The organism is Pirellulales bacterium (assembly GCA_036490175.1).
Classification (GTDB): domain Bacteria; phylum Planctomycetota; class Planctomycetia; order Pirellulales; family JACPPG01; genus JACPPG01.
Genome location: DASXEJ010000265.1, coordinates 1 through 26,339 on the forward strand (window position 1 = coordinate 1; position 26,339 = coordinate 26,339).

The window sequence follows — 26,339 nt, forward strand, 5'->3', positions numbered from 1 at the left end:
TGCAGGGCCTCGGTCGCCGCAGTGGTTTGAGCAAGCTGATTGGAATTGTCTGAATAGTCAGACGCATTCGCAGCATAACCTGCTCCATACCCGCCTCCGTAACCTCCGCCTCCATAGCCGCCTCCGCCGTAGCCGCCATAGCCTCCGTACCCGCCCATACCCATTCCCATTCCGAGGCCGTAGCCGAGTCCCAGGAGCCCGAGGCCGCCCAGTCCTCCAAAGCCCAGTCCGCCGAATCCTAAACCACCGTATCCCAGGCCGCCGTATCCAAGTCCGTAGCCGCCGAACCCTTGATTAAAACCGCCGGCGAAACGTTGATTCGCGAACGCGCCTCGTCCAGCTTGAGTGGCCCCCAGATTTCCGCCGTGTCGCGTCAAGAAGTTGTTACCGCCGGCAGCGCCCATCGCGCCTCGGCCTGTCGTGCCGGCTGCCATCCGACTGCTCGCACTGACGCTGTGGCGTGCCGCAAAGCTCTGTCCGCCGCCGTTGCCACCGCGGCTAATTCCGGAAGAGCTAAAGCTGCGCGCCCCGCCCCCGCCGGACGCAGCACGATAGCCACCGCCGCCTCCCCGATACCCACCACCGCCCCCGCCGCGGTAACCTCCGCCTCCCCGCCCGCCTCCACCACCATGCCCTCCGCCCCCGCCATGGCCGCCGCCGCCACGCGCGTAACTCATGCTGCTGAAGTTTAGAACTGCTAGCGCAACAAGTAGTGCCGTGACGATACGAGATGGTCTGCGCGTAATCATTGTAAATCCTTCTTTTCGCGAGTATTCAATGGTGCCCAGCTTGTGACGTAGAACTAATGCTACGCACTCGCAAGGGATGTGCCATTTCCTGGACGTCACGCCAATTTTCCGGGTATTTCGTCTCCGGACGTCCTGTGGTGCAATTATCGGGGTAAGTCAATCGGTGCCAGGCGGATCACGGCGCGTGTTTGGCTATCAGGCTGGTTGCAAGCGAATCGGCCTGGTTTCCCCCAAGAGCGGCTTCGCATATACGCGATTTCGGGCGCTCAATCCCCTACAGCGACAGGAATGCCCGGCCGGCTAATGTTAGCTATGCCGCAACGGCGGACTGTTTCGCTCCGAAGCGGTTAGAATGGCCGGTTGAGCAAAATGCCTACACGTGGCCGATATTCAGCACATCCGCGCTCCTGTCGGCGACGACTTTCTTTTGGGTCGGCCGCGCTTGTGTCACGCGACAGTTTCAGGAAACCACCGGCAAATTCGCCTGATTGACGACGCCTACGTTGATCAACTACGCTACCGGACCGGTGCGTGTCTCATGGCCCTGCCGCGGCAGCGGGCTGGTCGGCGCGGGCGAAAACCCTTCAGATCAAGGGCCGGCAGTGCTACTGTTCAAGAAGAGATTTCTGGCGGCCATTCGCGCCGGAGAAAAGACGCAGACCGTGCGGTTGTGGAAGCACCGCCGCATGAAGCCCGGACAGCGCAGCTATATTCCCGGCGCAGGGTACATCCAGATCGACTCGGTGGATGAAGTCGATTTGGACGAGCTGACCGACGAAGACGCCCGCCGCGACGGGTTCCAGAACGTCGAATTACTGCGCCGCGAGATCGTGCAGTTGTACGCTGACCAACTGACCGAGGGCTATCGCACGTATCGCGTTATTTTCCACACCGTGGAAAAGGAAACGATGAGTGATGAATGCAAAATGCTGAGTGGCTAAACTCACACTCCGGTCGCTCGACTCGCCTGTCTCGGCGTTCGTCTGTCTGACCAGTTCAGCGTTTCGCATTCATCACTCCGCGAGTCGGTTACTCTTCTTCCTCGTGCATGACGGCCTTTTCCATAATTTCCTTCAGCGCGTGCGGCGGCACGACGTCGTAGCGGCTGAACTCCATCGTGTAGCTGCCTTGGCCGCCCGTCATGCTCGACAGGCTGCGCGCGTATGTGGTCACTTCGGCCAAGGGAACTTCCATCGTCACGGTTTGCAGGTCACCGCCGGCTGACTCCATGCCCAGCGGTCGGCCCCGCCGGCTCGACATATCGCTGTTCACATCCCCCAGCTTGTCACCCGGCACGGTCACGTGCAGTTTGACGATCGGCTCCAAGAGCGAGGGCCGGGCTTCGCGAAACACGTTGCGAAAGGCCATCGAGCCCGCCGTCTTGAAGGCGGCTTCCGAGCTGTCGACGGGGTGATGCTTGCCGAAGAAAACTTCCACGGCGACGTTCTGAATTTTGAAACCCGCGATGACGCCTTTTTCCAACCGCTCTTTGAATCCCTTCTCGACAGCCGGCAGGAAATTGTTGGGGATGGTGCCCCCTACGATCGAGTCGACCCACAAAAAGTTGCGGGCCGCGTCGTAGTGATATTCGCGCATCGAGGGAAATCGCTGTTTGGTGGCGTACTCCTCGAGTTTGCTTCCCTCGGGCATGGGGTAAATTCGAATATGGACCTCGCCGAACTGGCCACGGCCGCCGGTCTGTTTCTTGTGACGGTAGCTCCCCTCGGCCTGGGTCTGGATCGTCTCGCGGTAGGGGATCTTGGGCTCCTTAGCGTCGACTTCGACCTTGTCGCGGCGTTTGAGTCGCTCGCGCAATAGCTGCAAATGCAGCTCGCTCATGCCGGTCATCACCAATTCATGAGTCTGCTGGTCGTGGTCCAAACGGAGCGTGGGATCTTCTTCCACGATTTTGTGCAGCGCGCCGGAGAGTTTCCCTTCGTCACCACGCGTTTTCGGCGTGACGGCCAGGCCGACCATCGGCGTGGGAAAATGTATCGGGGTGAGCGTAATGTCACCCAGACAGGTGCCAGTGTGCAGCTCTTCGGACTTTGCCACGGCCACGATGTCGCCTGGGACCGCCACCTCAACCGGCTCTGTAGTGCCCCCCTGCACGCACAGCGGCTGGTGAATCTTGACCGGCTTTCGCGCGGTCGAAGCGTGCAGCGTATCGTCTTTCTTGAGGGTCCCGGACAAGACCCGCATATAGCTCAGCCGCTGCACGAAGGGATCGATCCGCGTCTTGAAAACCTGAGCCACGACCGGGCCGCTGGGGTCGGCATGAATCTCGACTTCGGTGCCGTCGGCCAGCGTCCCGTGGCGGATGATCTTGTCAGGCGGCAGCGCGCACAGCGCCAAGGCATCGAGAAATTCGGGCACGCCCAGGCCGGACTTGCCGGCCACGCAAACGATCGGAATTAAATTGCCAGCGGCCACGGCCTCGACGATCAGCCGTGAGATCTCTTCGGCCGTGGGGGGTGTCCCCTCGAAGTAGCGTTCGGTGGCACCTTCGTCGACTTCAATGATCGACTCGATAAGCGAATCCGTGAGCGACTTCGGATCGACGAGCGCGCCGGTTACATCGGCCGGAGGATTAAGCGTGCTGGCCACGCCATGGAAATCGTGCCCGCTACCCAACGGAACGTTGAGCGGCACGCAGGCGTTACCGAACACAGCGCGTATGTTCTTGAGCAACTCAGGGAAATCGATGTGATCCGAGTCCATCTTACTGATGACGATGATCCGTCCGAGGCCCGCCTTGCCGGCTTCCTGGAAAACGCGGCGGGTGTTGACTTCGACGCCCGAGTGGGCATTCACAAAGATGGCGGCCGTGTCGACACCGGCCAGGGCGGCAATCGTTTGCCCGATAAAGTCTGGATAGCCCGGCGTGTCGATGACGTTGAAAATCTTGCCGGCGTGGTTGAAGTGAATCAGACTCGATTCGATCGTGTGCTTATGGTGCTTTTCTTCTTCGTCGAAATCGCAGACGCTGGTGCCGTTCTCGACGCTGGCGGGATGTTTGATTGCACCTGTTTTGGCGAGCAACGCGTCAGCTAAGGTCGTCTTTCCTGCTGACCCGTGCCCACAAAATGCAATGTTGCGGATGTCCTCGACCTTGTGCTGAGCCATGAAACCATCCTTTGGGCTTGATGCGTAGTAACGTGGACTGCCGCGCGGCAAGTGCGCGAGGCCACGGGAACAACACCAAAAACGCTAGTTGTCGGTACTCCTCCTTTCGGCAGCAGACAGCGCCTCGCGCACGGTGAACTTGGCGTCGTATAAAGCGCGGCCAATCACACAGCCTGCCAGGCGCAGGGCCGCCAGCCGGCACACATCATCGACGGTATGCACGCCCCCGGAAGCAACGACCGGCAGACTGGTGGCGTCGCGCATCTCGGCCATGGCGGACAGATTTGGTCCGCACAACATGCCGTCGGCCGCGATATCTGTGTAGATGATCGCAGCGACGGGCTCGGACGTGAATTGCCTCGCCAGATCCGTGGCCGGCACGCTGCTGGTCGCGAGCCAGCCGTCGGTGGCAACGTTTCCATCCCGGGCATCGATTCCCAACACCAGCCGGCCGGGAAACTCTCGACACAAAGCACGGAACCATTCGGGCTCGCGCAGCGCGCGTGTGCCGATCACCAATCGCGACAAGCCGGCCTGGAGCAACGTGCGAATCGTGGCTTCGTCGCGGATGCCGCCACCTAGCTCGCACGGCACATCCACCGCGGCAAGTATTGCCTGCACGCTTGGCAAGTTCGTGGGTCGGCCATCGCGCGCGCCGTCCAAATCGACGAGATGCAGATACTGAGCGCCTTCGGCGACCCAATGCCGCGCCATGGCAACGGGATCGTCGCCGAAAACGGTCTCACGGTTGTAATCGCCTTGTTGTAGGCGGACACATTTGCCGCCGCGCAAGTCGATCGCCGGCCAGATTTGCATACCGCGTGCATCCCCGCGCGCAACCAAGACAAAGGACAAAGTTCAAATATCGCACACAAAAATTCGACTAGCAAGAGTTGCCGCGTACGAGAAGCACGTCAAAACCTGGCGCGCAGGGCAACGCCTACCCTGACAAGTATACGCCGCAGAGTCGGCCCGAGTGTGCCGCGTACGAGGGCCCCCGATGAAGGCGGCCAACAAGGGCCGCCGCGGCAGCCTAATTCTGGTTCACGCCGTCGCCGCCGCGCTCTTCCTTGTTCAACAGGCGGCGCAGATAGCGGGCCCGCTCGATATTGCGGTCGGCCGTGTCCAACTCGCCCCCGGTGATCTTCTGCAGGTGGGCGGGCTGCGTGTAAATGAAGAGCTTGTTGACCGTGGGGATTTCCAGATCGTGGATCAGCCCTAGGTTGACCCCCATGCGCACGCTCGACAGCAAGTGCATTGTTTCTTCCGAGCTGATGGTTTGCGCCGTACGCAAAATCCCATAGGCCCGACTTACCCGATCGTGCAGATTTTCATGGCTTTCACGAACCAAAAACTCGCGCGCCTTGCGCTCGTAGTCGATAATCGTGGGGATTACGTCGCCGACCTGCTTGACGAGGTCTGCTTCGCTCCGCCCCAGCGTGATCTGGTTGCTGATCTGGTAGAAGTCTCCCATGGCCTGGGATCCTTCGCCGTATAGACCACGCACGGCCAGGCTGATTTTTTGCAACGACCGGAAAAGTTTGTCGATCTGTCGCGTGATAACCAGCGCCGGCAGGTGCAGCATCACGCTGACGCGCATGCCGGTGCCAACATTCGTAGGGCAGGCCGTCAGATATCCCAGATGCTCGTTGAAAGCATAGGTGATTTGCTTTTCGACCAGGTCGTCGACGCGATTAATCGTCTCCCAGGCGTTCTGCAGGTTCAGCCCGCTCTGGATTACCTGGATTCGCAGGTGATCTTCCTCGTTGATCATCAGGCTGATTTGCTCGTTCTCGGCAATCACCACGCCGCGCGGTCCATCCCCTTCGGAATGCTCGCGGCTGATCAACTGCCGCTCGACGAGAAACTGCCGATCCAAGGCGACCAACTTGTTGACGTCGACGAACGACAACGGCCCCAAATCGCCGATAGCCACGATCCGCTCGCGGAGCACGCGCTCGATCTCGGTGCGGTCGCCAGGATTGGCGCGGCTGATGAACGGAAAGTCGGCCAGATTGCGCGCCAGCCGGATACGACTGCTCATGACGATATCGGCTTCGGGTCCCGCGCCCCGCAGCCATTCGCCGCTAGTACGTGCCAAGCTGGTAAAATCCACGTTCATTGAATCCGGGATGCGTTCTCTAAAATGTCGATTCGCGTTTCAAATACCCTGGTCGCGACCGGCGGACCACTATCTCGAACTTTACCTTCTCGGGGACTTCCGTGCCGAAATCCACCCGCGCCTGGCCGCGCGACAGACTCCAGGATAAACAGGCGTCAGGAAGATTGCTCGATCTGCCGAATTTCGTCCCGCAATTTCGACGCGCGCTCGTAGTCTTCGCCGGTGATTGCTTCTTTCATTTCGCGTCGCAGGCGGATCAGATCGGTCTGGCGATCGGTATTCGCCGGCGACCGTTGGGGCCGCTTGCCGACATGCTGCAATTCGCCGTGAATGTTCAGAATCAACGGCTCCAGTTCCTTCTGGAAGCAGACATAGTCGTGCGGGCAGCCTAATCGCCCCTCTTTGCGGAACTCGAAGAACGTGATGCCGCAGATCGGACAGGCCTGCTGGTCTAATCGGGCTAGCTCCTCCGCCGTCTGGCCGACGGCCAATTGCTGAGCCAGCGCACCGGCCAAGCTCTGGCCGCCAGGTTGTTCCTGTTCCGACTCGGTCAGATAGGCCCGGGCGTGTTGCTCGCAGAGGTGCAATTCCTGCGGCTTGCCACCGGTCAATTCGGTGATGTGAAAGGTCGCCGGTTTGTCGCAGCGCTGGCACTTCATCCGCGCGGTCCTGCGTGCTAAATCACGACGTGGGGAAAGCCACAAATCGGTTGCCGCAAAGCAGTTTAGATGCTTCGTTACAAAAGCCCAAGGGATTCTATCAGTACCCCCCAGAGTGTCAATGCCGGCCGCGCGCCGGCGGCCTTCGGGACGCTTTGAATCGGCTGGCAACCTTCCCTGGACGTCGGAGGCGACAGCGCGCTCGACGGCCGACACCGCTCGACTGAGGGGCACCTGTCACGACATTTCAGTTGGCGTTCGCATTGTCGCCCGCCCCGCGGCAGAAACCCGTAGATCGTCGGCGTCATGGTGGTCGCGGTGGCAGAGCATCATGCCCTCGCGTTCCAAATGATAGACATCTCGGCCCCATGCGGCATTAACCTGAGTACCTAGAATGCTGACAGCACCGTTTGCTCAAACCATTGCGCTCCGCACGGCGACCAGCTTCCGTTGTGAGGATTTTGGACCGCTGTTAAGCTAGCCCCACGGCAATGTTGTGCATAGCGTGGGCTGTCACGCAACGAACGCGCATGCGCGCGGCGAACCTGGGCCTGCTGGTGGTGGTCGTTGTCGATAGTGGCCGGGGTGTCCAAGGGGTGCAAAAAGCTCTTATGCCGCGCCCGGCTGCGGATCGTACCTTCGCCTGGGGGATTTTGGTGCTGACCGCGTTGCCGCCCCCGTGCAACGCACCTACGACTGCGAGACATTGCGGATGGGACACTACCCCGACTTCGACACGTTCTGTCGCCTCTCTGCGGAGGTGCATCTGGTGCCGGTCTACCGCCGGCTGCTGAGTGACATGTTAACGCCCGTGACCGCGCTGCGGCGAGTCGATTCAGGACGTTGCGCATGCCTGTTCGAGAGCGTTGTCGGCGGCGAACGGGTGGGCCGGTATAGCTTTGTCGCGGCCGGGCCCTTTCTCGAATTCGAAGCGCGCGGCAACGAGGTGACTGTGACCACCCTTGCAGCGGGCACCCCGCGTACCGAACGATTCACTTCGGCCGACCCCCTGGAAGAATTGAAGCGGCAGGTCGGCCGCTGGCGATCCGCCACGCTGCCCGATCTCCCGCCGTTTTGCAGCGGCGCCGTGGGCTATGCCGGCTACGACGCCGTGCGGTATGTCGAGAATCTGCCCAACGCGCCCGAGGACGATCGCCATCTGCCCGACCTGGCGTTTGCCTTCTTCGATCACATGCTGGTCTTCGACAATATTACGAAGACGATGACGGTAGTGGCCATGGCGCGACTGGCCGACGGCCCGCGCAGCCGCGCGGAGCTACAAATCGCCTACGACGAGGCTTGCGGTCGCGTCGATGCCTTGGTCGAGCAAATGGCGACGCCCGGCTTCGACCCGCGCCCGGTGGATATCGTCACCGGCGGCGAACCGCGGGTGAAGTACGAATCGAATTTCACCCAGGCCGGCTTCGAGGCGGCCGTCGAACGCTGCCTGGAGTACATTCGAGCCGGCGACATTTTTCAGGTCGTCCTTAGCCAGCGGCTGAAAACCAAGATCACCGCCCCGCCGTTCGAAATCTATCGCACGCTGCGGATCGTGAACCCCAGCCCTTTCATGTTTTACCTGCGGATGCCGCAGGTGACGTTGGTCGGCAGCTCGCCCGAGATCCTGGTACGCGTGATGCACGGCGAGGTCACCGTCCGTCCGCTGGCCGGCACCCGGCCGCGTGGCGCCACCGATGAAGAAGACCGCCGCCTGGCCGACGAGCTGCTGGCCGATCCCAAGGAACGTGCCGAGCACGTCATGCTGGTTGACCTGGGACGCAACGACGTAGGGCGTGTGGCCCGTTATGGATCCGTGGAACTCTCGGACGTCATGACCGTCGAGCGGTACAGTCACGTCATGCACATCACTTCCAACGTCACCGGCCAGTTGGCGCCGGGCCGTGACGCCTTCGATGCTCTGCGAGCCTGTTTGCCGGCCGGTACCGTCTCGGGCGCGCCCAAGGTGCGTGCCATGCAGATCATCGACGAGTTCGAGCCGCACCGCCGCGGGCCCTACGCCGGCGCCGTCGGCTATTTCGACTTCGCTGGCAACATGGACACCTGCATTGCGCTGCGGACGATGGTCGTGCAGAACGGCTACGCCTATGTTCAGGCCGGGGCCGGGCTGGTGGCCGACAGCGTGCCTACGGCCGAATACCAGGAAACGCTCAACAAAGCCCGCGGCCTGCTCAAGGCGATCGAGATCACGGAAGAAAGAATGCAGGGACAGAAGAAATGACGAACGCGACATGAGCGAACCTGTCCCGATCGACATCCGCGTCACGCACCGCTACACGGCCACGGCCGAGCAGGTTTTTTCGGCCTGGCTCGACCCGGCCCAGTTGGGTCGCTGGATGTTCGGGCGTAACCTGCGTGACGAAACTGTCGTACGGATGGAGGTCGACGCCCGGGTAGGAGGCTCGTTCTCGTTCGTCGTATTGCGCGGCGGCCAGGAAATCGACCACGTGGGCAACTATCTGCAGATCGAGCCATCGCATCACCTGGAGTTCACCTGGGGCATTCGCGCCAACTTGCCGGAGAGCAGCCGGGTGACAATCGATATCGCGCCGCTGTCGACCGGTTGCGAGTTGGTGCTCGTCCACACGATCGATCCGAAGTGGGCTGACTTTGCAGCCAGCATCGAACAGAGCTGGACCTCGATGCTGACCGCGCTCGCCAGCGTGATCGACTAGCGATCCTAAGCGCCCTCATTCGGCAATCAAGCGCAAGAAAAAGGCCGCCCTTGCGGAACGGCCTGAGCGCACTCATTGATACACTTAGAGGGCTCGCTTGCGCCACCAGCCGACGCCACCAACGGTCAGTCCCAGCAGCGTCCAGACCAAGACGCTCGCCGGCTCCGGTACCGCGCCTGGAATGTTTACGAGTCCGAGGCGAGCGTCTCCGTAGGCATCCTGTCCGCCGGCCACGCTGTAGCCGAACGATTGGCTTAGTCGCAGTTGTACGCTGCCCGACAAGGGCGAGAAGCCTGCCAAATTTAAGCTGTTTTCGGTGAACACGGCCCAGGGAATGGCAATCTCGATCACCGTTGGGGCCGGCAAGGCAAGGGTGCCCGTCGTCATGGCATAGTTAATCTCGTTGTCCGCCGTCCCTGTGGCGTAGCCAACGTTGGTCGACCCACCGGGTACGAAAGCATTGTTGTTTTCAATTTCAAAGCCAATCGTTGACCCGAGAATCGAATTGCCGAAATACAGGTTGGTAAATGTCAAACCGGTCGTGTTGTCGGACGTGGTTTCTAAACCGACGTACAGATCGTTCGCATCGCCGGTCACGTAGATGTCGTAAGCAATACTATCCGTCGTACCGGTCGGAGCGCCAAAATTCCCTTCGGGCGCGCCAGGATCGTAGGTAACTTGCACCGGAGTTACTCCAGCCCAATCGGAACCGATGCTGCCATCCACGACAACGTCCGCAGTTGCCACCGCGGCAGAAGACACAACTGCCAGGACCAAGGTGCACACCACACATTGTAAAAGCTTCGACATCCCAAACCTCGACTAAAAGAGTTGCCTACGGATGCAGCGGCCCCGCGCAAGCAGGGCTTGTGTCGAACTCACCGAGAGCGACGTCATAGTTGTGCATCCCAAGTTTGTGGGCCGACGCGCCCCTGTTCCTGACACCAGAATTCCGAAATACTGGCCGCGGGCTCGACCGAATTTCGCAACCCGTAAACACCCACGATTCAGGCGGCAGGGCAGGGGGGGACCAAATCCTACCACTACCCTGCCACCGAATTGCGGATAACGGAAGCGGCACTAGCTGGTTGCCGCCTTCGCGAAAGCGCCGCGGCTAGCGCGATTGACGGCGCCGATGGACACCGATTGCCAGCGCGATGCCAGCTGTCCAAATGGCGAAAGTGGCCGGCTCCGGAGTGGCGGCCGGAGGATTGGCAAAGTCGAAACCGGCGATGTTATCGACCGCCACCGAGTTGCCTGATCCGGCGTTCTCGCCGTTCATGTACATGAACAGCTCATTCGAGGTCGCCGTGTTGTCGATGCCGCCACGCAACGGATACGCGCTCGTTCCCAGCACGCCATTAACATACGCGTTGGCCGTGCCTGCCGCGTAATCCGCCACAACCGTGACCCGATTGTCTTGGCCGTTGGTGTACGATCCAAACGTCGTCAGGTTCGAGTTATCGACGTTGCGAAGGGCGTACACTCCCCCGTCAGGCCCCGTGGGGACCACGGCCACGCTAAACGCCCACTGACCATTGTCGCTGTTGGCGATTCTGGCACCGAAGAGGATCCCGGCGATGTCGCTCGGATCGCCATTGATGGTCATGGGTTGCGAGTTAGTAGTCGTCATGATCGACGGAGCCGTTAGAACGTCGATGTCGAAGGACAGCGTCATTTGCTCCGAGGCGACATTGAATCCGGTGTCCATGTACAAGGCACCCGTTTCGACGTTGGACGGAAGCGAGCTAAATACAGCTTGCTTCTGTGAATTCTGGACGAGAATCGTCCCCTCGGTGCTGGAATTTGGAGGGCTGTCTCCGTCTTCATTCTCAGTCGAGTAACCGCCCAGGGATCCCGGAGTCGTGATTACGGGGCCCGGCGGACCGACGGCCGGCGCAGATCCGACCGTGTCGCTGTTGAAGTTTTGGTCCAAAAATTGAATATCCGCCCGCACGATCGTGGACATCAGCGCGAGCACTCCTGCCACACAAGGCCCCATCATTAGCCGTTTCATGCGCAAGCCTTTTCTTAAAAAGATGCTAATCACGAAGAATGATTTTTTTGATCCGAGTTCTCGCCGGAACCTAAAGACGATCTAGGTTTCGCAGTTGTCACTTCTGTGCCACGCGTCGGCGAGGTTCAGCCCTACCCGGGTCACTGAGCTATGCGTCGCCGCTTTGCGATACCTGACAAAGAAAAAAGAACAAATCAAAATAGATTACGCTTTCGCAAGCGACCGACCGTGCGAATGGACGCTGGAACGTGCGTCTTCGCCATTGAAACACCACCTTCAGCCACGAGTCCGTACTCACGGTCGCCAGGTGGAAGGGACCCTATTGACCGCGCGCTAATGAGTGAGTTCGCTTCAGGAATTCGATCGCAAATTGATGCGGATCAAACTCTCCACGGTCGATCGCCGCCGCTCCGGCCGGATTTTGGCGGAAGCAATACATAGTCCGATCGGACAACGGCGGCGTGCACAGCTCCAATAGCGATTCGGCAACCTTCAGCGCGTCGGCAGGGCGTTTACCTTTCAATAACGCATCGACCGCGTTCACGTACCCCGAGGGATTATCCGGGTCGAGCTCGATCGTTTCGAAAACGATCGACAGGATTCGTTCGTCCTGCGGCGCGAGCTGGCCAAGGTACTGGCTGAAGTTGGCCAAGGCGAAGCTGTTGTTCCGCAGCAACCGATAAGCAACCTCGCTGTGCGCAAGTATGAAAGGGACGTTCTGCTTGTTAAGCACGAGGATGTGCGGCAGCACCATATGCGATTTCCCATGCCCAGGCCCCGCGGCCAGGCCGGCTCTTAGAATGGCCTCGAGGTGCGGCGCCGGTCGCTCGTTGCCGTTCCAAATCGAACAGAACCGATTGAAGGCCAGTTGCGGATTGTCGGGCTCTTGTGCATTGGCAAGCTCCAACCCGCGCCGCGAGGCCTGACTATCCGGCGTGTCGTCGCTGAGCGGCGCTAGAGCGTCTGGATGAATCTCGCCGGCCTCGATCAAGCGCACGATCCCGCGCCAGTCGCGTTGCTCCCAGCAGCGGCCCGCGCGTAACAGCCCCTCCCACGATGTCGGAATGTGCTGCTGCCACCGCTGGGCGACGTCAGCAGTTATGGCAAGATCAAGCCGTTCAGCCACTTTCTTTGCAATGCTTGGCGAGAGAGCGGTAAGTCGGCCCGGCGTAATAGGCACAACCAAGTCACCGTCGCTGCCCTCCTTTCCTCGACGGGGAAAGAGACGGATCCGCAACTCGATCCGAGCCGGATCGTTGCTCTGTAAGTACCCGACGATCACCGAATTCGAATCTGCGCCGTTGGTGAGCATTTCGTCATGGCTTGCTGCACTGCGCGCAGCCGGCGCGAGATAGCCACTGTCTTCCCCGCCCGTGACGCTCACACGACGAGTGAATGTCAAATCGCGGCGTAGCAGGCTGGCCAAGATTCCTCCGACGCCGGGACCAGGCAACCCATTGGCCGTTTCTCCGCGGTCGGCAATAAACGCCCGCACCTGTATCACGGGCAATCGCGAGAGCCCCGCCAGTTGCTCCAATTTGTAGAGTGGTTGAAATGTATCACCACGCGACGAATGTCCTCGCAACAGGTGCCACATCTTCTGCCACATGGATGCTCGCTCCTCACGAGAAAAAAAAGTGGGGACTGCTTAGCAGGTAAGTTAATCTCGCGGCCCCACGACGCCAACCAAGTCACGGCCATGCCACAGCCGCGCACCGGTCCACGCGCAGCGAAAGCCGCGGAAAGGCTGTTTTTGGCTCTGAAATCGGGCTATTCGCAGCGAACCGTGGAGCGTTATTCGCAAGCTACGCTTTCTCATAGGGGCCACCACTCGGCGGCGGGAAGTCCGCCCCGCATAACACGAAAAGGGCAGAATCCTCATGCCATACGTATGTCGGAATTGCGATCACTTCGACGCCGACGGAGCGCAGGGCGGAGCCTGCCCCAGCTGCGGTGCGGCGATGCGCTTCACGATGCTGGCCCAGACCGCGACGGCCACGCTCGACCGGCCCGCCCGCGAGGAGTGGAAGGATCCCTACGCCCACGGCTATGAAGAGATCGAGGCCACTTGGGCTTGTCGCTACGCGCAGATCGCGCTGGGGGTCTCGACGTATCTGTTCATTTATCGCTGGGGTCCGCGGATATTGCACTTTGTCGTCGGCGCCGAAGAAAAGTTGCCGAGCGACAAGAAGGCGGCACTGGTCATCGCGATCCTGATCGCCAATTGCATCGCGGCGTTCTCTGGCGGTTTCGCCGCCGGATTCTGGGCCCGCAATTGGATCGTGCAAGGGCTAGGCGTGCTCGTCGGCGTGTTGGCGATCCCGGTGGGCACGATGCTCTTTGTTCCGCCGAAGGATTGGAACATGTTCGCCACGACGCTCGTGGCAACGAGTCTCCTCACGCTCGCCGGGGCGTACGTCGGTCACGTGATCGTGCGCCCGACGCGAATCCCGGTATAGCGATTGGGCGATAGCTTTCACCACTAAGACTGACTGCGAATTGACGAGCGGCTGGCGACATACCGCGCTGCGCCGAGTTGCGCTACCGCGCCGCCGCACCCGCCCGCTCCGCCAACTCCGGCACTGCCGCGGCCAACACGTCTTCGATTCGATCCGCCAGGATTACTTCCAGTTCTTTGCGAACGTTCTCCGGCAGGTCGCTCAGGTCTTTGCCGTTTTCGCGCGGTAGGATCACGCGGCGCATACCGGCGCGGGTGGCCGCTAGAACCTTTTCTTTGATGCCCCCCACCGGCAGCACCAGGCCCGTGAGGCTGATTTCACCTGTCATGGCGGTATCACTGCGAGGGGCGATGCCGCTGTAGAGACTGGCCAATGCCGTGGCCATGGTTACGCCGGCCGAAGGGCCGTCCTTGCGGATGGCGCCCGCAGGGACGTGAATATGCACGCCTGACTGGCGGATCGTGTCGCGATCGATCCCCAGTTCGGCCGCCTTCGACCAGATGTAGCTTTGCGCCGTCTTGGCCGACTCTTGCATCACTTCGCCCAATTGGCCGGTGAGCATAAGCCCGCGCCCCTCGGGTAATAGCACTGCTTCGACATACAGCACCTCGCCGCCGGCTTCGGTCCAGGCCATGCCGGCCGCCACGCCAGGGGGCAATTGCCGGCGCATCTCTTCCAGCGTAAATCGTTCGGGCCCCAGCAAGTCTGCCAGATCCTGCGGAGCCGGGGCGACGGGCTGCGTGTTGCCATCGGCAAACCGCACGGCCACTTTGCGGGCGAGCCGGCCCAATGTCCGTTCCAACTCGCGCACGCCTGCCTCGCGCGTGTAGCGGCGAATCAGCCGGGCCAGCGTGTCGTCGGAAATCAACAGTTGCTCGGAGGTCAGTCCGGCCTCGGTCAACTGTCGGGGAATAAGATACTGGCGTGCGATCTGGGCTTTCTCTTCTGCCGTGTAGCCGGCCAACCGCAACAGCTCCATGCGATCCAACAGTGGCTGCGGAATCCGATCCAGCGTGTTGGCCGTGGCTACGAACAATACCTTGGAGAGATCGAATGGCAGGTCGAGATAGTTGTCGTGGAACTCGAAGTTTTGCGCCGGGTCGAGGATTTCGAGCAAGGCCGAGGCCGGGTCGCCGCGGAAGTCGCTTCCCAGCTTGTCGACCTCGTCGAGCATGATTAGGGGGTTCTTCACGCCTGAGCGACGCAACGCCTGGATGATGCGGCCGGGCATGGCGCCGATATACGTGCGACGATGACCGCGCAGTTCCGCCTCGTCGTGCAGGCCACCCAGGCTCATGCGCTCGAACTTGCGCCCCAAAGCCCGGGCGATCGATTTGCCGAGCGATGTTTTGCCAACCCCCGGCGGCCCGACGAAGCACAGGATCGGCGCCTTGGCGTTCGGATTCAGCTTGAGCACGGCCAACTGCTCGACGATTCGCTCCTTGATCTCTTTGAGATCGTAATGATCTTCGTCGAGCACGCGGCGCGCCAGTGCCAAATCCAACACATCCTCGGTCGTCGCCTGCCAGGGCAACTCGAGCAACAACTCCAGGTACGAGCGGGTCAGTTGATAGTCTGGCGCCGCCGTGGGGAGGCGTTCCAGACGCGATAGCTCGCGGCCGGCTTCTTTGCGGACGTTTTCGGGGAGCGTCGCTTCCTCGAAGCGGCGGCGCAGCTCGGCGGCGTCGGCCTGCTCGGGGCTGCGCTCGCCCAACTCTTCCTGAATGGCGCGCAGCTGCTGGCGCAGCAGATACTCTTTTTGCTCGCGGCTCAATTCGGATTGCGCCTGGCTGGCGATTTTCTGCCGCAGCTCGAGCACTTGCAGCTCGTGCGTAAGATGCTCGTGAATCTGCCGCAGCGCATCGGCCCGGCTGCTGGTTTCCAACAGAGCTTGGGATTTGGACAAATCCAGATTCAACATCGAAGCCAACAGATAGGCTTGATGGAGCGGATCCTTCACCTGGGCGAACATCTGTTCGACCGTGAACGGCGCGTCCGGTTGCAACAGCGCATGCACCGCGGCGGCCTGGTCGAGCATGGCCCGGGCCAGAGCTTCGACCTCGGTCCCTTCGCCCGTCGGCTCGGCCAGCGGCTGCACGCGGGCCTTGAGAAACGGCTTCGTCTCGACGGCCTCGAGCAACTCGATCCGGGCAATCCCCTGCACGATGATTTGATAGCCATGCTCGGCACGGTCCATTTTCTTGATGGCCGCCAGGGTACCCACGCGATACAGATCGTTGATCCCAGGATCGTCGATGGCGATATCTTTCTGCGCGACCACGACCAAGGTTTTGTCCTCGGTCACCAAGGCTGCCTCGACCGCGGCGACCGAGCCAGGCCGTCCCACGGCCAATGGCAACAACAAATGCGGAAACAGGACGCTGCTCTTCACCGGCAGGACGGGCGACAGGGTCGAACGCGGGCCCTCGGACATCAACTGGCTCCTTCCGTCTTCAGGCAGACGAGCAGCATACCGTCGCGAAATTCGCTGCTGATATCCGTGTGCTCGACGTCATCCGGCAAGTCGACGGCCCGTTCGAAGCGGTTATACGAAATCTCCATCGAGTACCAGTCGCCCCCTTCTTCCACGTTCCAGTCGCGGCGTACCCCCCGCAGCAGCAAGCGCCGGCCCACGACCGAAAGCTCGATGTCCTCGGGGCGAACGCCGGCAAGCTCGAATTTTAACAGCCATCCGCGCCGCGAGCGGTAGACATCGCAGCGCGGCTGCCACGCTGTCGCCTGGTAGCTGGGCGCGTTTCCGAGAAACAGGCTTTGCCTCAGTCGTTCGAATGGATCTGCCATACGATGAATTAGACCGGCGCCAGCGCGCAGGGCAAGCCCCGACCGCGGGTTAAATGACCGCCGTCCTGGCGCTCGGTTGTTTTGATGCTAACTCCTATCGCGCTAACCGCTCTGCCCACGATGGCCACTTTGTTGGGCACAGCCATCGGACAAGCCGACGCAAACCAGAATGTCCGAGAAACGTACCGGGCGCCGCGGGGATGACGTGGAATATTCCAATTGTGGGGCCGGATAACGCCTCTGGGAGCTAGCGGCAGTCGCGTCCCCGGGCAGTCCGCCCATGTCTGGCATGAATCGTGCGATACAATTGTGTACGTTCCACACGCCCCACGACGGAGATCGATAACATGCTGCGAAGCACCGCGGAGCTAGCCGGGTTGGCGATACATGCAACGGATGGCAATATCGGCACGCTGACGAACGTTTATTTTGACGATGTCCAGTGGTGCGCGCGGTATTTCGTGGTCGACACCGGGCACTGGCTGCCGGGTCGCCTGGTATTGGTCTCGCCGGCCGCGGTTAAGAGCGTCGATTTAGAAGGGCGCACGCTGAACGTGCAACTAACAAAAGAACAGGTCGAGAAAAGCCCTGGCATCGAATCGCACGAGCCGGTTTCGCGACAGCACGAACAGCGTGTGGCAAAATACTATGGATGGCCAGTTTATTGGCCGGCCGAGGGGGCGCTGGGGCCCGACGCCGACGATCAAATCACAGGGGACGCCCACCTGCGCAGCGCCAGCGAAGTGCAAGGCTATTACGTCCACGCCAAAGATGGCGACCTGGGGCACGTGGCCGACTTTCTGATCGACGACGCGCTATGGGAGATCCGCTACCTGGCCGTCGATACCCGCAAGTGGCTGCCGGGCAAAAAGGTGCTCGTCGACCCTCGGGCGACCGAAAGTGTCGATTGGGCCAAATCCACCGTACATATCCGGTTGACGAAGGACGAACTCGAACACAGCCCAACGTATGATGCCTCCGGCACCAGCGAGGCCGCGGACAAGGCTCATCTCGAGCAGTTCAAACGCTGGCCCACCTACTGGTATTAAAGTCGCTTTTGGTACTCCGCCATGATTCCAATTCCTTTCAAGTAAACGATTGGGAACGTGCCGGCGACATAATTATTATGATGGTTAGCAGCGCTGTTTATGTTCGGGCGATGTGTTTCTTAATCGCGCAGGCTGGTCGATAGCAGGCCAGATGCGACAAGGAGGATTTGACCCAGGGGAAATCTGGAGATTAGGCAAACACGTATGGCACGTGAAATGCGGAATTGATCCTTCTACTAACTGCACTGTGTCGGCCGGCTGGCCGTACGCACAGCGCAAATTGCTAGGGAGGCCTGACGATGCATCGAATAATTGCCATTGCGGTTTCTCTTATGGTGCCAATGGGCTATGTGCCCGGCTTATGGGCCCAAATAAGCCCGTCCGGCTTTCAAGACCCCGCAGGCGCTAATCGCGGGGGAACCGGCAATCCGCCTAACGCGCCGCTTGCGCCTCTCGGAGGATCGACGCTGCCGCCAGGCGCGCCGGCCATGCCGCGAGAAATAGAAACCAATCCCGCGCTGCGTCAAGAAGTGCGGCACCCCTTTGGTTCGGCGATCTATCCGCACGCGCGCGGGTACGGTGAGGAAGAGGACCTAGAAACCAAGCCCAAAGATCCCGCAAAAGGATTCAATTTCAGCGAGCGACAGAATACGGGGCACGACGAGGCTTTTGTGGATAATGCCCATGTCGGCCCCGCTACGGGCAAGCTGGCTTCTGATTGGCGCTACGCCTTTTTCCAGGGGCGGCATTGGTACTGGATGCCGAACGAAACCTGGAACGTCTGGAATGGTAGCGCCTGGGTCCCGCACCGTTCAGGCATGTTCGCGGGCCGCGCTTACTTTGGATACGGCACGCAAGTGCGCGGGTACCGCTCGCTACCGCGCGGCTACAACAGCAGCACGTACGGTCAACCGTTAACCCGCTTGACTCAGCCAGACAGAGAAGGAACTGAGCGAAACGATCGCTACACAGCCCCGCTCGCCGGCACGAGTCGCGCTCTGACGGGAACCTCGGGCGGAGTAACTCCGGTGCCGGGCGCCAATGCGCCCAACGCCCGTCGTCCACAGGTGAATCAGGCCGAGGTAGACCGCGCGCTCGCGAACGAATCGTCGCCCCGGACGCTCACTGAACAAGAAGTAATCCAAGGCCCGTTCGATATTGAAGAGCCGGAAGACGCGCAGCCGGCGGCCGGCACGCTGCAAACATCTGGCACGGCGACGCCCTAATTCAACCCGTGCGTCAACTGCTATGATGGCGTTCTCACCCGTGGGAATGGTCCCAGCAAGGACCGCTCGCGGATGGGAATGCCATTTTTGTTCAGTTAGGATCCGTCGCGATGAACGATCGCTGGAACGAGCTGCGCCAGGCAATGCCTGTTGCCAAGGAGTGGGCCTATTTCGATCATGCAGCCGTCGCTCCCTTGAGCGAACCCGCCCACCTGGCCATCACGCAGTGGGCTCAGGACATGACCGACAACGGCGATACGTATTGGCTTAAATGGGCGGCACAATTGGAAGATATCCGCCGCCGAGGGGCGGCACTTATCGGAGCAGACTCGGCCGAGATAGGGTTGGTGCGCAATACGACTGAAGGCATCAACCTGGTGGCCGAAGGTTTTCCCTGGCGCGAGGGAGATAACCTGGTCACTCTGGCAGATGAATTTCCGTCCAACCAATATCCCTGGATGAACCTCGCCAGCCGCGGTGTCGAGTGCCGGCGCGTGGCAACGCACGACGGACGCGTCGAGCTTGACGATATCGAACGCGCTTGCGACGCGCGAACCCGACTGCTGGCGGTTAGTTGGGTCAATTATGCCCATGGCTGGCGCAACGACCTCGATGCACTGGCCGAGCTTGCGCACGGCCGCGACGTCTTGCTCTTTGTCGATGCGATTCAAGCACTCGGCGTCTTTCCGCTTGACGTGCGCCGCACGCAGGTCGATTTCCTGGCGGCCGATGGTCACAAGTGGTTGCTGGGGCCCGAGGGGGCTGGGCTGTTCTATCTGCGGCGCGAGCATCTCGATCTGCTGCGTCCCGTGGGGCTGGGCTGGAACAGTGTCCGGCAGGGCAACGATTACACGCGCATCGAACTGAATGTAAAGCCTACGGCCGCGCGCTATGAAGGGGGCAGCTACAACATGGCTGGCTTGCTGGGGCTGGGCGCCAGCCTGGAGTTGCTCGGCCGCCACTCGACGGACGATATGGCGGCACGCCTGCTAGCGATTACCGACGACGCTTGCGAACGCCTCTCGCGCGCAGGGGCCAAGCTGTGCAGCCACCGCGAACCCGATCGCGCCAGTGGTATCGTGGCCTTTGAATTGCCGGGCCGAGATTCGCTGGCGACGAAAAAGCAATTGCTCGCCAAAAATGTCGTCGTTAGCTGCCGTGCCGGGCGGCTCCGCATCAGCCCCCACGCCTATACCAACGGTGAAGACCTCGACCGCCTGATCGCGGGCCTCAACGACATCGGTCGCACCTAGCACGTGCAGACGGGGCCCGGTCGTCGTCGAGTTACTGCTCCGACTTTGCTGATTGGGTGACCGCGGCCCGGATCATCCAATCCCCACCAAACGTTGGTTTCTTGGCGTCTTTACTCGGCAAGCCCACGAGCGAATGCTCGCCGCCAGTGCTAGTGTCGTAACTGACGTAGATCCCCTTGGTGGCCTCGGCGTTGAAATCGGCGACGATCCAGAACGACCGTGCCACCTCGACGGGTTTGTTGAACTTCAATTCCACCCATTTGGCCTCGCCGCGCTCGAACCGTGCATACGGAGCCAGTTCCGTATGTAGAATTTGCTTTCGGTCATCGGCCAGGACATAAATCTTGAAGTCCTCCGTCGGTGCCTGGGGACGGCCATAGCGTGCGCCGTGTAGTTCGATGCCTGTCAGCAGCATATTGTCCGCCGGGGCGGCGAAGCGAATCATTTCCCCAGCGCCGGCAATGCTCTTTTTGCCGTCCGGTGCTCCGTCACCATAGGCGAGTACGGTCGGTTCATTACCGCCGGCTGCCGGTTCCTTGGCTGTTGGAAGCGGCAGCTGGGCCGCGGCCACTGATGTGGCATCAACGGGCAATCCTACCGTGGCAACACGGTCTTCCAGCGCCGAGGACACCGTTGTTCGTGTGGGGAAACCCCATGCCAGCGCGGCTGCGCAGCCGGCAATCGATACAACTTCGATCATGTTTATCATGCGTCGGATCTCCGGTCTGGCAATCTTGCTAACGCTGGCAGGCGAATTCACGTTTACCGCATGCATCGCGGTCGCTATATCGGTCCCTTGACAGACATGGGCCAGAAGCGCAGCGGGCAATTGCTCACTCTGAATCGCTTCCAGGGCCAGGCCCGCCACGGGCATGCGGTCTACGCCACGCATCTTTAACCGCGCTCGCAATTCACGTCGGGCCCTTTGCAAGCGTCCCTTGAGCGCAGTTGGACTCAGCTCAAGCGCCCTGCAGATCTGCGCAGAGGACTGCTCTAACAGGTAACGCATTACAAGCGGATCGCGATACTTGGGCGGTAGGTGGTTCAATTCGTCGTATAAAATCTCGGTTTCATACACGTCGGCAATGGTGGCCGAGCGTTCGCAATCAACAACGACCTCGCGCTCGAGCGCGCACTCGCGGCGGCGCAAATATCGTCGCCGCAAACGCATGCTGATTCGGAACGCGGCACCGTAGAGCCAGCTCCCCACGGAATTTGCCTGGCGAATCCGATCCGCCTTTTCCGTAAACGTCAAAAACGTTGCTTGAAAGGCGTCCTCAGCATCGTGTCGCTGTCGCGTCAGGCGCGAACAGACCTGCCAAACCAGCGGACCGTGTCTCTCGACGAGCGCGCAGAACGATTGCTGGTCCCGTGATTCGACAAAACGCGTCAACAGTTCACGGTCTGCAACAAGCGGGACACTGGCGGTTGTAAAGCCGGTATCTAACATGATCTACCCCTATAGTGCCGCAAGCAGGCACGGAGGAACGAAAATCCGTGAAGATTTTACACGAGAACCGGACCGCCAGAAGCAGTTCCAAACCGACGCAGGTCAGAATTCGATCGTGGCGGCGTCGAAGACGGGGCCTTCCACGCAGGTACGGCGGTAGTCCCAATTGCCGGCCTCGTCGCGCACTTTGGCGACGCAGCTAAAGCAGATACCGATGCCGCAAGCCATCGGTGATTCGAGCGAGACTTCGCAAGGGATGGTCGCTACGGCGGCGATTTTCGCCACGGCGTGCATCATCGGCTCGGGCCCGCAACAGACGATATGCGATGGCGGCGTGGGGCCATTGATCTCTTGACGCAACAGGTCGGTCACCAGACCATGATGCCCGGTCGAACCGTCATCGGTGCTGGTGAGCACGCGGACTCCGAGTGAGGCGAAGTCGGCCACCCCGGCCAGGTATTCTTGGCTGCGCGCCCCATAGCATAGCGTGACCTGTTTTGCGGCCGCGGCACGCGGCACGGTGCCGAACACGCGCTTCCCCAGATACTCTCGCGCCAATGCCATAAAGGGCGTCTGTCCAATGCCGCCCGCCACCATCATCAGGTGATCGGTCGCGCGCGGGGCAAAGCCATTTCCCAGCGGGCCCCAGGTATCCAGTTTCTGCCCAGGTACGGCTTGTGCTAACCGAGAAGTGAACTTGCCCACAACGAGGTAAACGACGTCGAGTCCCGTTGGTGCGCCATAGGCATCAACCACGGTGTCGTACAGCGCCAGCGGTCGCCCCAGCAGCGGATCGTTGCAGCCTGCCAGGCGCATCATCAGAAACTGGCCCGGCACGATGCGTTGGGCGATTTCAGGACAGTCGAACCGCACGCGAAACGTGTCGCGGGCGAGCCGCACATTCTCACGTACCACGACCGTGCGCGAGACAGCATGGTCGGCAAAGCAGGTCGCATCCGTGAGGCCCATCAGCCGCGGCGTCCTTTGCGCTTGTGCCGGACGATCGTGCCGGCAGGCTTGCTGCCGCTCCGCCCTTCGCGCGGGGGCTTCTTATGGCCCGATTCTGCAACACCTCCGCGCGGCGGCCTTTTGCCGACGGCGGGCGTTGCGCCGTCGCGAGATTTTACTTTTTCGACTCGCCCTCGATCCGTGCGCGTTCTGCCCGTCGATGGCCTCTCAGAGGGCGCCCGATCGCTTCGGGAGCCGTCCGACGGTTTTCTTCCGAGCGCTATCTTGCCGATCGGCAGCTTTGCAACCGGCGTCTCGCCAATGACGGTTCCTTGGCGAACCGATTGCGGCAACGGCCTTTCGACCTCGCGGGCACGCTCTTTGGCGACCGGCGGCTTTTGTTCCACTGGCGCCGCGTCCGTGGCCGGCCGCGGCCGACTTGGTGCGGGCCCTTTCGTAGACGGCTTGCTAGCGCGGGCCAGACGGTTGCGTCGATGATCGCGCAGCCCCTTCACTTCGTCAGATGTCAAACGTCGGCTTTCGCCTGCAGCTAGTTCGCCCAGGCGGACATTGCCGATCGCGATGCGTTTGAGCCGCAGCACCTTGTGCCCAACCTTGGCCAACACGCGGCGGATCTCGCGGTTCTTGCCTTCGCTGAGCACGATTTCGAGCAATGCGCTTTGCTTCAAAGTCTTCTTGACGCGGGCGCCCGTGACGCGAGCCACTCCTTCGGCCAGATAGACTCCGCGGCGCAGCGTGGCGAGGACTTCCAAGTCGGGCGTGCCGGCCACCAGCACGTGATACGTCTTCTCGACTTCGTAGCGCGGATGAGCCAGCCGATTGGCCAATTCGCCATCGTTGGTGAGCAATATCAGCCCCTCGCTCGACATATCGAGCCGCCCAACGGCAAATAGCCGCTCGCTGACGTGGGGCAACAGATCGATCACCCGTGGCCGACCTGATGGATCGAAGTTGGTCGACACAACGCCCTGCGGCTTGTTGACGATGAAGTACGCCAATCGTGTGCCCGCAAGCGCCGTGCCGTCGACTGAAACGCGCGCATGTGGCGCAACTTTGGTGCCAAGTTCGACGACGGTCTTGCCGTCGATCTCGACGCGTCCACTGGTGATCAACTCTTCGCACTGTCGGCGGCTGCCAACCCCTGCACGAGCCATGAATTTTTGCAACCGCACTGCGCCGCCGGGCGCCTCGCCCTCTGGTTTGCGGGACGCATCAGCCCCTTTCCGCTCTGCCCGTTTGCGCGGGCTTGCAGGGGAGCGATCTTTTTGGGGGGCGCGAACTCGCTTCATTCCAGGCAGCTCCGGCGTACCGCGGCCAATAAACTATGGCGGCGTGGAGCGTCTAGCATACCTCAGATGACGCCCCAGCGGCAGCACCCCGGATGCGCGCGACAGGGGCGATTTCGGTGCTCAACGCTGCTTGGAGATGGAGATTACGGCCCCGAGGCCTGCCAACGATCGGGTGCCATGCCGGCGCCGGTTGCCGGGCTGATCGAACGGATCGCGCGGTCGGCTTCCGGCGGAGGATTGAGGTAATCGCGCGGTCGCGCGCTGCCGTCGTCGTGCAATGTCGTGGAGTCCGGATAGGGATCGAACCGTTGGGCGCGCGTCCGCTGTGTGCGAGCCGTGCCCGGCGTGAACCAATCCGGTCCAGCGATATCAGAACAGCCCGCAAGCGCAACAAGCAAAGGCACAGTGAAAACTGCGACACCATAAGCCACAGGGCAATTCCTCCGTGGAATGCATCTCGCCCGAACGGGCACGTACGAGACTCTACCCAATCGGGTGCCATCGCGCGCTCGACTGCGCGGCGGAGCTTGACCCAACGAGCGTGGGGCGCCGGCAAGCGATTAGGCGCGGCGGATTATAGGCGCAGCAGGCGCGCTAATGGAAGGCGAAACCAAGCCCGCTAGCAGGCGAGGTGCTATCGCCGTCAACGACTGCGACGTGCGCAATGCCAAGCAAGAGGACTCTGCAGTCGATGGTCTGCCCCCCTTGCTATTCCGCAGGCTGCACAACCTCGGGGGTCGCCGGAGCCTGCACCACCGGCGCCGTGCGGCGCGACGATGGAAGCCGCTTGCGAATGTTTGGATAATCGACCGGGGCTGAAGAACGCAACCAAGGAGCCGAACGCGGAAATGTGCCCGGGTTTGGGTAGCGCCCGCGCGTGGCTTCCGGAGGTGGATCGAAGAACCCGCGTGGACGCGTGCTATCGGTCGGTGTGCCCACGCCCGGTAGCGGGTAAGGATCCCAGATTTGGGCGTCGGCAATTTGCGCGCGAGGCGGGGGGGGATCGAAAAGGCGCGGCATTTGGATGTTGCCCGCCAAAGTTTGCGCTGCCGTCAAAGTTACCAGGATCGCAACCACCGGCCCCGAGATGCGACGCATCGATTTCTCTCCCGGCACTTTCGTGCAGCTAGCAAGAATGGGAGCCGCTTTTGCGGCAATAAGTGCCCCTCGCGCGGGCGGCACGTAGGATTCTTCGGCCGACACGGACGCCAGACAAGCACTGGTCTCTAGGGACAGCATCGACGCCCCTTGCAACCCGGCTTGAAGAACCAGGACCGTGAATTACCGGCACATTCCTTGGACCAGGCATCTAAGGCAAATAGGCGTCCAGCACAATCGCGCTGGACGCTGGAATCAGCTGAGTCGAGCCGCGTTGAGCGGGTAGCAGAATGGTGTCGCCCAAAACAAGAGGCCGCGCGACAGGATCACCGCTGATAGAAACCGAGCCTGCTAACACGCTAAGAATGTGAAAGCGATCATCGCTGACAACTTCCCGTGGCGCGCTCAACGTCAATCGATCGAGTAGGAATTTATCGCAAGCAACCAGGCGCTCACGCTGCGACTCGTCTGTAACCATCGGTCGTACCGGTGATACAGGGCCGATGGCATAATCGATTGCGTCGAGCGCCGCGTCGATATGCAGATCGCGTGGCTGCCCGTCCGGTCCCACGCGATTCCAATCGAACAGCCGCCAGGTCGTATCGCTCGCTTGTTGAATCTCGGCCACGACCAGCCCTGCGCCGATCGCATGCACGACACCGGCAGGTAAAAAAATACAGTCGCCGACCTGGGGTGAAAAACTGTGTAGGCACAAGTCGCATGTACCGCGTGACAACTCGCGTGCCAGTGCCGCGCGATCGAAGCCGCGCTTCAGGCCCGCATAGATCAAGCTGCCCGGTTCGGCGGCCAGCACGACCCAGGCTTCGGTCTTGCCAAGATCTGGCGGCAACAGCCGCGCGGCACGCGTATCGTCAGGATGAACCTGCACGGAGAGCTTTTCCCGCGCATCGAGAAACTTGTAGAGCAACGGAAATCGCGACTGCGGGGCGTGCCGGCCGAGCAGTTCGCCGCCCCGCTCATTTACAAGATTTGCCAGCGTCGTCCCTTCGAGCGGTCCACCAGCGACGATGCTTTGATCGGCGTCGTGATCGCAAATCTCCCAACTTTCGGCACATGTGGCACTATCCCCAATGGGCTTGTTCAGCAGCGTTGCCAGCCTTTGCCCACCCCACAGGTAGCGTCGGAAAAGGGGTTGAAAGCGAAGCGGATAAAGCGGCGTCATGAGCGTGAATTGCTGGATGATTTCGAGGCGACTTACGAGCGTTCAAACTGTCTCAACCGTCACGGCCATCACGTTGCCCGGCACTGGCCGGAATGCTATGATCGAACAGGTCGTTCCCGCCGGTGCGAATCCTACCCGACCCCCGGTTCTGTTCCCACGGTGCGCGTCTCGCGGCGCCACGAAACCCGTCCTCAA

General features: G+C 61.1%; 23 protein-coding genes. 7 read left to right on the forward strand and 16 right to left on the reverse strand.

Translation table 11 applies throughout. The annotated features are described in order from the left end of the window. A partial coding sequence (locus VGG64_19625) for a hypothetical protein (protein HEY1601821.1) occupies nucleotides 1-749 on the reverse strand: 749 nt, incomplete at its 3' end. 503 nt (nucleotides 750-1,252) lie between these two features. On the opposite strand from VGG64_19625, the gene VGG64_19630 reads away from it, so the two are divergent. Further along, on the forward strand, nucleotides 1,253-1,690 hold the full coding sequence (locus VGG64_19630; protein HEY1601822.1) for an ASCH domain-containing protein: 438 nt from the start codon (nucleotides 1,253-1,255) through the stop codon (nucleotides 1,688-1,690). An 88-nt stretch (nucleotides 1,691-1,778) separates the two neighbouring features. Here VGG64_19630 and VGG64_19635 read toward each other — a convergent pair whose 3' ends face one another. The 4 genes from VGG64_19635 to VGG64_19650 all read right to left on the reverse strand — a co-directional run bounded on the left by VGG64_19635 (nucleotide 1,779) and on the right by VGG64_19650 (nucleotide 6,656). Then, complete coding sequence (locus tag VGG64_19635) at nucleotides 1,779-3,875, reverse strand: elongation factor G (protein ID HEY1601823.1); 2,097 nt, start codon at nucleotides 3,873-3,875, stop codon at nucleotides 1,779-1,781. A gap of 84 nt (nucleotides 3,876-3,959) precedes the next feature. After that, a complete protein-coding gene (gene hisA, locus VGG64_19640; protein ID HEY1601824.1) occupies nucleotides 3,960-4,691 on the reverse strand; it encodes a 1-(5-phosphoribosyl)-5-[(5-phosphoribosylamino)methylideneamino]imidazole-4-carboxamide isomerase in 732 nt (243 codons plus the stop codon). A gap of 217 nt (nucleotides 4,692-4,908) precedes the next feature. Beyond that, the gene (locus VGG64_19645) at nucleotides 4,909-5,997 is read right to left on the reverse strand and encodes a protein arginine kinase (GenBank protein ID HEY1601825.1); all 1,089 of its coding nucleotides are present in this window, start codon (nucleotides 5,995-5,997) and stop codon (nucleotides 4,909-4,911) included. Between the two features lie 155 nt (nucleotides 5,998-6,152). After that, complete coding sequence (locus VGG64_19650; GenBank protein ID HEY1601826.1) at nucleotides 6,153-6,656, reverse strand: UvrB/UvrC motif-containing protein; 504 nt, start codon at nucleotides 6,654-6,656, stop codon at nucleotides 6,153-6,155. Nucleotides 6,657-7,368: 712 nt separating this feature from the next. On the opposite strand from VGG64_19650, the gene trpE reads away from it, so the two are divergent. After that, nucleotides 7,369-8,895 carry an anthranilate synthase component I gene (gene trpE / locus VGG64_19655; protein ID HEY1601827.1) on the forward strand — a complete coding sequence of 509 codons (1,527 nt, stop codon included), beginning with the start codon at nucleotides 7,369-7,371 and terminating at the stop codon, nucleotides 8,893-8,895. Nucleotides 8,896-8,905: 10 nt separating this feature from the next. After that, entirely contained in the window at nucleotides 8,906-9,349 is a 444-nt protein-coding gene (locus VGG64_19660; GenBank protein HEY1601828.1) for an SRPBCC family protein, read from the forward strand. An 84-nt stretch (nucleotides 9,350-9,433) separates the two neighbouring features. On the opposite strand, the gene VGG64_19665 is transcribed toward VGG64_19660, so the two are convergent. The 3 genes from VGG64_19665 to VGG64_19675 all read right to left on the reverse strand — a co-directional run bounded on the left by VGG64_19665 (nucleotide 9,434) and on the right by VGG64_19675 (nucleotide 12,975). After that, nucleotides 9,434-10,159 carry a hypothetical protein gene (locus tag VGG64_19665; GenBank protein HEY1601829.1) on the reverse strand — a complete coding sequence of 242 codons (726 nt, stop codon included), beginning with the start codon at nucleotides 10,157-10,159 and terminating at the stop codon, nucleotides 9,434-9,436. A gap of 304 nt (nucleotides 10,160-10,463) precedes the next feature. Continuing rightward, nucleotides 10,464-11,366: a hypothetical protein gene (locus VGG64_19670; protein HEY1601830.1), complete on the reverse strand. Its 903-nt coding sequence runs from the start codon at nucleotides 11,364-11,366 to the stop codon at nucleotides 10,464-10,466. Between the two features lie 319 nt (nucleotides 11,367-11,685). Next, nucleotides 11,686-12,975: a hypothetical protein gene (locus VGG64_19675; GenBank protein ID HEY1601831.1), complete on the reverse strand. Its 1,290-nt coding sequence runs from the start codon at nucleotides 12,973-12,975 to the stop codon at nucleotides 11,686-11,688. A gap of 271 nt (nucleotides 12,976-13,246) precedes the next feature. Between VGG64_19675 and VGG64_19680 the strand changes: the two genes are divergently transcribed. Next, nucleotides 13,247-13,825, forward strand: coding sequence for a hypothetical protein (locus VGG64_19680; GenBank protein ID HEY1601832.1), 579 nt, complete (start codon nucleotides 13,247-13,249; stop codon nucleotides 13,823-13,825). 82 nt (nucleotides 13,826-13,907) lie between these two features. Here the strand turns inward: VGG64_19680 and lon are convergent, their stop codons facing one another. After that, entirely contained in the window at nucleotides 13,908-16,259 is a 2,352-nt protein-coding gene (gene lon / locus VGG64_19685) for an endopeptidase La (protein ID HEY1601833.1), read from the reverse strand. After that, nucleotides 16,259-16,627, reverse strand: a complete 369-nt coding sequence (locus tag VGG64_19690) for an Hsp20/alpha crystallin family protein (GenBank protein HEY1601834.1) — start codon at nucleotides 16,625-16,627, stop codon at nucleotides 16,259-16,261. The genes lon and VGG64_19690 overlap by 1 nt, the downstream gene beginning before the upstream one ends. A 347-nt stretch (nucleotides 16,628-16,974) precedes the next feature. Between VGG64_19690 and VGG64_19695 the strand changes: the two genes are divergently transcribed. The 3 genes from VGG64_19695 to VGG64_19705 all read left to right on the forward strand — a co-directional run bounded on the left by VGG64_19695 (nucleotide 16,975) and on the right by VGG64_19705 (nucleotide 20,155). Next, nucleotides 16,975-17,676: a PRC-barrel domain-containing protein gene (locus VGG64_19695; protein ID HEY1601835.1), complete on the forward strand. Its 702-nt coding sequence runs from the start codon at nucleotides 16,975-16,977 to the stop codon at nucleotides 17,674-17,676. 299 nt (nucleotides 17,677-17,975) lie between these two features. Then, nucleotides 17,976-18,902, forward strand: coding sequence for a hypothetical protein (locus tag VGG64_19700; GenBank protein ID HEY1601836.1), 927 nt, complete (start codon nucleotides 17,976-17,978; stop codon nucleotides 18,900-18,902). Between the two features lie 110 nt (nucleotides 18,903-19,012). Then, complete coding sequence (locus tag VGG64_19705) at nucleotides 19,013-20,155, forward strand: aminotransferase class V-fold PLP-dependent enzyme (protein ID HEY1601837.1); 1,143 nt, start codon at nucleotides 19,013-19,015, stop codon at nucleotides 20,153-20,155. A 31-nt stretch (nucleotides 20,156-20,186) separates the two neighbouring features. On the opposite strand, the gene VGG64_19710 is transcribed toward VGG64_19705, so the two are convergent. The 6 genes from VGG64_19710 to VGG64_19735 all read right to left on the reverse strand — a co-directional run bounded on the left by VGG64_19710 (nucleotide 20,187) and on the right by VGG64_19735 (nucleotide 26,144). After that, nucleotides 20,187-21,605, reverse strand: coding sequence for a sigma-70 family RNA polymerase sigma factor (locus VGG64_19710; GenBank protein ID HEY1601838.1), 1,419 nt, complete (start codon nucleotides 21,603-21,605; stop codon nucleotides 20,187-20,189). Nucleotides 21,606-21,707: 102 nt separating this feature from the next. Next, a complete protein-coding gene (locus VGG64_19715; GenBank protein ID HEY1601839.1) occupies nucleotides 21,708-22,574 on the reverse strand; it encodes a dihydroorotate dehydrogenase electron transfer subunit in 867 nt (288 codons plus the stop codon). After that, nucleotides 22,574-23,863, reverse strand: coding sequence for a pseudouridine synthase (locus tag VGG64_19720; GenBank protein ID HEY1601840.1), 1,290 nt, complete (start codon nucleotides 23,861-23,863; stop codon nucleotides 22,574-22,576). The genes VGG64_19715 and VGG64_19720 overlap by 1 nt, the downstream gene beginning before the upstream one ends. A gap of 143 nt (nucleotides 23,864-24,006) precedes the next feature. After that, on the reverse strand, nucleotides 24,007-24,294 hold the full coding sequence (locus VGG64_19725; GenBank protein ID HEY1601841.1) for a hypothetical protein: 288 nt from the start codon (nucleotides 24,292-24,294) through the stop codon (nucleotides 24,007-24,009). A gap of 277 nt (nucleotides 24,295-24,571) precedes the next feature. Further along, on the reverse strand, nucleotides 24,572-24,961 hold the full coding sequence (locus VGG64_19730) for a hypothetical protein (protein ID HEY1601842.1): 390 nt from the start codon (nucleotides 24,959-24,961) through the stop codon (nucleotides 24,572-24,574). A gap of 211 nt (nucleotides 24,962-25,172) precedes the next feature. After that, entirely contained in the window at nucleotides 25,173-26,144 is a 972-nt protein-coding gene (locus VGG64_19735) for a type I phosphomannose isomerase catalytic subunit (GenBank protein ID HEY1601843.1), read from the reverse strand. Nucleotides 26,145-26,339: the final 195 nt, after the last annotated feature.

Bases quoted from the DNA above. Each gene is read 5' to 3' on its own strand.
- VGG64_19730 (HEY1601842.1), bottom strand. From the start codon at position 24,961: ATGCGTCGCATCTCGGGGCCGGTGGTTGCGATCCTGGTAACTTTGACG.
- trpE (HEY1601827.1), top strand. From the start codon at position 7,369: ATGGGACACTACCCCGACTTCGACACGTTCTGTCGCCTCTCTGCGGAG.
- VGG64_19660 (HEY1601828.1), top strand. From the start codon at position 8,906: ATGAGCGAACCTGTCCCGATCGACATCCGCGTCACGCACCGCTACACG.
- VGG64_19700 (HEY1601836.1), top strand. From the start codon at position 17,976: ATGCATCGAATAATTGCCATTGCGGTTTCTCTTATGGTGCCAATGGGC.
- VGG64_19645 (HEY1601825.1), bottom strand. From the start codon at position 5,997: ATGAACGTGGATTTTACCAGCTTGGCACGTACTAGCGGCGAATGGCTG.
- hisA (HEY1601824.1), bottom strand. From the start codon at position 4,691: ATGCAAATCTGGCCGGCGATCGACTTGCGCGGCGGCAAATGTGTCCGC.
- VGG64_19720 (HEY1601840.1), bottom strand. From the start codon at position 23,863: ATGAAGCGAGTTCGCGCCCCCCAAAAAGATCGCTCCCCTGCAAGCCCG.
- VGG64_19635 (HEY1601823.1), bottom strand. From the start codon at position 3,875: ATGGCTCAGCACAAGGTCGAGGACATCCGCAACATTGCATTTTGTGGG.
- VGG64_19715 (HEY1601839.1), bottom strand. From the start codon at position 22,574: ATGGGCCTCACGGATGCGACCTGCTTTGCCGACCATGCTGTCTCGCGC.
- VGG64_19695 (HEY1601835.1), top strand. From the start codon at position 16,975: ATGCTGCGAAGCACCGCGGAGCTAGCCGGGTTGGCGATACATGCAACG.
- VGG64_19680 (HEY1601832.1), top strand. From the start codon at position 13,247: ATGCCATACGTATGTCGGAATTGCGATCACTTCGACGCCGACGGAGCG.
- VGG64_19665 (HEY1601829.1), bottom strand. From the start codon at position 10,159: ATGTCGAAGCTTTTACAATGTGTGGTGTGCACCTTGGTCCTGGCAGTT.
- VGG64_19690 (HEY1601834.1), bottom strand. From the start codon at position 16,627: ATGGCAGATCCATTCGAACGACTGAGGCAAAGCCTGTTTCTCGGAAAC.
- VGG64_19650 (HEY1601826.1), bottom strand. From the start codon at position 6,656: ATGAAGTGCCAGCGCTGCGACAAACCGGCGACCTTTCACATCACCGAA.
- lon (HEY1601833.1), bottom strand. From the start codon at position 16,259: ATGTCCGAGGGCCCGCGTTCGACCCTGTCGCCCGTCCTGCCGGTGAAG.
- VGG64_19735 (HEY1601843.1), bottom strand. From the start codon at position 26,144: ATGACGCCGCTTTATCCGCTTCGCTTTCAACCCCTTTTCCGACGCTAC.
- VGG64_19670 (HEY1601830.1), bottom strand. From the start codon at position 11,366: ATGAAACGGCTAATGATGGGGCCTTGTGTGGCAGGAGTGCTCGCGCTG.
- VGG64_19675 (HEY1601831.1), bottom strand. From the start codon at position 12,975: ATGTGGCAGAAGATGTGGCACCTGTTGCGAGGACATTCGTCGCGTGGT.
- VGG64_19710 (HEY1601838.1), bottom strand. From the start codon at position 21,605: ATGTTAGATACCGGCTTTACAACCGCCAGTGTCCCGCTTGTTGCAGAC.
- VGG64_19705 (HEY1601837.1), top strand. From the start codon at position 19,013: ATGAACGATCGCTGGAACGAGCTGCGCCAGGCAATGCCTGTTGCCAAG.